The sequence below is a fragment of the Rhodococcus sp. P14 genome (genome assembly GCF_000256505.1).
Lineage (GTDB): Bacteria > Actinomycetota > Actinomycetes > Mycobacteriales > Mycobacteriaceae > Rhodococcus > Rhodococcus ruber.
Genome location: NZ_AJFC01000139.1, coordinates 1 through 267 on the forward strand (window position 1 = coordinate 1; position 267 = coordinate 267).

At 68.2% G+C, this 267-nt stretch carries 1 pseudogene; it reads right to left on the minus strand.

Annotated elements, in window-relative coordinates:
• Positions 1–8 precede the first annotated feature (8 nt).
• A pseudogene (locus OEY_RS28280) lies at positions 9–267 on the minus strand (ATP-binding protein); the annotation flags it as partial.

Here is a 267-nt window from a genome sequence, read left to right on the forward strand (position 1 = left end):
TTGACGTCTCACCCTTCTCGGGGCGGCACGCCCATCGAGGCGGCATGCTCGCGCAGGTACTCGCGCAGGTAGGGCATGGTGAAGTCGAGCCGGCCGTAGCCGGCGGGTTCGACGAGTTCGGCGTTGATCAACCGGAGCCGGTACTGGCTGGCGTAGGTGCCGTTCACGCCGAGGCGTCGTGCGACGTCGCCGATCCGGCTGGGACCGTCGTCGACCGCCATGGCGACGAGGAAGCTGCGGTCGATCTGCGACAGATCGGCCAAGGTC